The organism is Frankia sp. ACN1ag, from assembly GCF_001414035.1.
Lineage (GTDB): Bacteria > Actinomycetota > Actinomycetes > Frankiales > Frankiaceae > Frankia > Frankia torreyi.
In genome coordinates, this window is record NZ_LJPA01000065.1 from 10,683 (window position 1) to 14,798 (window position 4,116).

Annotated in this window: 3 protein-coding genes and 2 pseudogenes; all 5 read left to right on the top strand. The window is 68.8% G+C overall.

Annotated features, from left to right (window positions below; all coding sequences use genetic code 11):
• On the top strand, window positions 1-421 hold a 421-nt coding region (locus UK82_RS30020), incomplete at its 5' end, for a class I SAM-dependent methyltransferase (RefSeq protein WP_055410791.1).
• Between the two features lie 836 nt (window positions 422-1,257).
• Window positions 1,258-2,352: MFS transporter (locus UK82_RS30025; RefSeq protein ID WP_396230686.1), on the top strand; the 1,095-nt coding region annotated here is incomplete at its 3' end.
• 406 nt (window positions 2,353-2,758) lie between these two features.
• Window positions 2,759-3,247, top strand: a complete 489-nt coding sequence (locus UK82_RS30030; RefSeq protein WP_044887621.1) for a universal stress protein — start codon at window positions 2,759-2,761, stop codon at window positions 3,245-3,247.
• A gap of 433 nt (window positions 3,248-3,680) precedes the next feature.
• A pseudogene (locus tag UK82_RS41090) lies at window positions 3,681-3,882 on the top strand (TCP-1/cpn60 chaperonin family protein); the annotation flags it as partial.
• 1 nt (window position 3,883) lies between these two features.
• Window positions 3,884-4,017, top strand: a pseudogene (locus tag UK82_RS41095) (hypothetical protein); the annotation flags it as partial.
• Window positions 4,018-4,116: the final 99 nt, after the last annotated feature.

Sequence of the window (4,116 nt, forward strand, 5' to 3'; positions counted from 1 at the left end):
CGGACGCACACTCGCCGCACCCCGCATCGCCGCCGCACCCGTCACGGTCGAGTTCGTCGGCGACGATGGTCAGGCGCTGCACCTTCCGGACGCGTCGGTCGACCACGTCCTGACCACCTGGACACTGTGCACCATCCCCGACACCGAACGGGCACTACGCGAGATCCATCGCGTGCTGCGGCCCGGCGGCACCCTGCACTTCACCGAGCACGGCCGCTCGCCCCGGCCCACCGTCGCCCACTGGCAGGACCGGCTCACACCCATCTGGAGCAGGATCGCCGGAGGCTGCCGCCTCAACCGCCAGATCGACGACCTGGTCGAGAAGTCCGGACTGGCCCTGCAGTCGGCCAGCACCTATCCGATGCGCGGGACGGCCCAACTCGGCTTCGCCTACGAGGGCATCGCGTCGAAACCGACCTGATGCCCCGAGCGCGGGGCTACGGAGGCGCCGCCCGCGGACGCAAAGACAATGGTCGAGACCCCACAATGCAGAACATCAGCCTCGGCGTTCAGCATCCCAGCAATGCCCGGCGCCCCTACCCGGCGGGCCGGGGGTTTGGGGATAGACCCACGACCGGCGCAGGCGGCACCGATCGTGCGGCCAGGTCAACCGCGGTCCGCTGATGTCGGCCGGTGTTCGCGGGACTGCCGGTGTTCGCGGGACTGCCGGTGTTCGCGGGACTGGTTGTACCGATGGCCGCACTGCACTGGGCAAACTACGACCTGCCCGACGACGCGGTGGTCGCTCCACACCACGGACCACCGTCTCAGTAAGTCACTAAATAACCACCATCCGTGCGCCACGTGCGTGGACTCCGCNCCGGGCGACAACGGCCCGGCTGGCCGGGACCACTCGGTCCGCCGTCACCGCGCTGGCGGATGCACACGGCACCCACCCCGCCCACCAACCGCCCAGCCGGACGACCCCCGTCCCGCCAAGCGACGACACGGCCGAGCGAAGGCCGAGGTCGCAGCCCGATCCTGAGCTGAGACCAGAGCCGGGCCATGGACCGAGGCCCGGACCGACCAGAGCGAGGACCGAAGCCGAGGCCCGGGCCGGCGGCGAGAGGCGAATGCCGGAGGCGCGTCGGGTATTCCTGACAAAGCCAGCCTTTAGCCGATGGTAACGATTCTCACAGTCCGCCCGCCCCTCTGTTCGTCCGGCCGAGGACGAGTAAGGGTATTAGGGGGAAAGTCCCCGTTTTCGCATCCCGATCTTTCCCCTGGATCCCGCACGCCTAAAATCAGAAGGTATTGATGCGTCAAGGTCCTCTTGCTGGCAGATACGCTGCTTCCGCAGCCATGGTGATATTCGCACTTATTCCCTACCTGGCTCTGTCGGCCGCGCTGGAGCCGTTGGCGCCGATCGTCGCCAAGCAACTGCACATGAGCGCGCAGACGATGAGCATCAGCTCGGGCCTGGGCAACGCGGCCTACGCGCTGGGGACGGTGCTCGCCGTCCAGCTGGGTCTGCACCTGCCGCAACGGCGGATGCTGCTCGTCTACGCGGTCGTGCTCGTCGTCGGATCAGTGCTGACGGCGGCGGCGCAGGACGCCGCCATGTTCATCGTCGGCCACCTGTTGCAGGGCCTGGCCACCAGCATGCTGCTGATCGCTGCGGCCCCTGCGCTGGCGATCGGCTACCCGCGCGAGAAGCTGCGCACCACCGTCATGATCATGAATATGGGTATCTTCGGCGCGGTCGCGCTCGGGCCGTTCATCGGTGGTCTGCAGGCTGACGCCAACGCCTGGCGACCGCTGTTCTGGGTCGTCACCGGGGTCTCGGTGCTGGCGCTGCTGCTGGTCGTGCTCACCTTCGAGGACGCACCGCCGGCGAACCCCGACGCCCCGCGCGACCTGCCGGCGATCGCGCTGTCCGCGGTCGGCAGCCTGGCGGCCTTCCTGGGCGCGTCCGAACTGACCAGCCACAGCTTCCTGGACGTCGAGGTGATCGCGCCGCTGCTCGGCGGGCTGGCACTGATCGTCATTCTCGTCGTCTACCAGTACCGGGCCGCGCAGCCGCTGCTGATGGTCCGGGAGATGCTCACCAGCTCGATCCCGGTCGCGGGCGTGGTGATCGCGCTGTTCGCTGCGGCGGCGTCGGTGTCCGCGACGGGACTGACCGCCGCGGTGCTCGCGGAGAAATACGGCCCGGTGCGCGTCGGGCTGCTCTACCTGCCCGAACTCGGCGGCGCGGTGATCGCCGCGATCGCGTTCGGCTTCGTCATCACCCGGCGTTCCGTGCACTACATGCCGCTCGTGGGCATGGTCCTGCTTGCCGCCGGAATCCTGGTCTTCTGGTTCGCGATGCCGGCGAGCCAGCCGCTGGCGCTGGTCGGCTCGGCACTGACCNGGCTCGCCCTCGGCGCCACGGTCGCTCCGGCGTTGTTCGTGGCCGGTTTCTCCCTGCCGTCCGCCAACCTTCAGCGCGTGTTCGCCCTGGTCGAACTGCTACGTGCGGTCGCCGCCTTCATGATCGCACCGATCTTCGCTCATTTCGNGGCCACGGTGACCGGCGATCTCAACGAGGGAACGAACATCGCCCTGTGGATCGGCCTTGGCCTGGCCCTCGTCGGCGGCGCCATCGGCGTCGCGATCTACGCCCTGAGCGGTGCCCGCCCGCAGGCCCCCGACGTCGACACGTTCCTGGGTGCGCTGCGTCCGGCCTGGTACTCTCCCCCACTGCTGGCCAGAGTCCGCCGAACCCACCTGGATGATCTGGACCTCGCCCTCCCCGTCCCGGAAAGCGTCGACTGACATGACCTCACCCCACACTGACGCCGTGCAGCCCGATGCCCGAGCTGGCCACACCGGCCTGGTGCTGTTCGCGTATGACGGCAGTGACGTCGCCGGCCACGCCATCCAGTACGCCGCAACGCAGCTTCCGCCCGGACGCGAGGCGCTCATCCTGTGCGCCTGGCAGCCGGCCGATGTCGGATTCACCCCGGTCGGCTCGCAGCATTTCGACGCGAACAGTGCCGCCGAGGTCGAGAAGGCCGCGGCCGACATCGCCGCGCACGGTGCCCACCTCGCGGACGCCGCCGGATTCCGCGCCCAGAGCGCCACCGTCCAGGCGGCACCGACCTGGAAGGGCATCGTCGCCACCGCCACCGAGCGCCAGGCGGAGCTCATCGTTGTCGGCGCCCATCGGCACTCCCGGCTGGCCGGCCACCTGCTCGGCAGCGTGGCCAGCTCCGTCGTCGCCCATGCCCCCGGCGCCGTGCTGGTCGTCCACCAGCGCGACTGATCCAGGCCGGTCAGGCCAGGCAGGTCAGGCCAGGCAGGCTTCCCGCAGCCGCGGATCGGCCTCCGCAGGAAGGCCCCACTTCGGGGTGAGATGACGGCGGACCCGGCTCCGACGTGGTGGTGACCTCGTTTTCGGGGGTTCTGCGCGCTATACAGTGGCTGGCACTCAGCGAGGTCGAGTGCCAATCCTCGGTGCGACGGGTGCCTGCAGAAACGGGAGCACCATCCGCGGTGCCGGGCACCCCATCGATGACTGGTACCTCTCCGCGCAGGCTTGCCCCCCTGAGAGGACCCATCACGCATGGCAAAGATGATCGCCTTCGATGAGGAGGCTCGGCGCGGCCTGGAGCGCGGCATGAACCAGCTGGCCGATGCGGTCAAGGTCACGCTCGGTCCGAAGGGTCGCAACGTCGTTCTGGNGANNAAGTNNGGNNTNCCCACGATCACCAACGACGGGGTGAGCATCGCCAGAGAGATCGAGCTGGAGAACTCCTACGAACGGATCGGTGCGGAGCTCGTCAAGGAAGTCGCGAAGAAGACCAACGACGTCGCGGGTGACGGCACCACGACCGCGACGATCCTGGCTCAGGCGCTGGTGCGGGAGGGTCTGCGCAACGTGGCCGCCGGCGCGAACCCNCTGGGCCTGAAGAAGGGCATCGAGGTCGCGGTCGAGCGGGTCTCCGAGGAGCTGTCGAAGCAGGCCAAGGAGGTCGAGACCAAGGAGCAGATCGCCTCCACCGCCTCGATCTCGGCCGGTGACTCGGCGATCGGNGGTCTGATCGCCGAGGCGCTGGACAAGGTCGGTAAGGAAGGTGTTGTCACCGTCGAGGAGAGCAACACCTTCGGCCTGGAGCTTGAGCTCACCGAGGG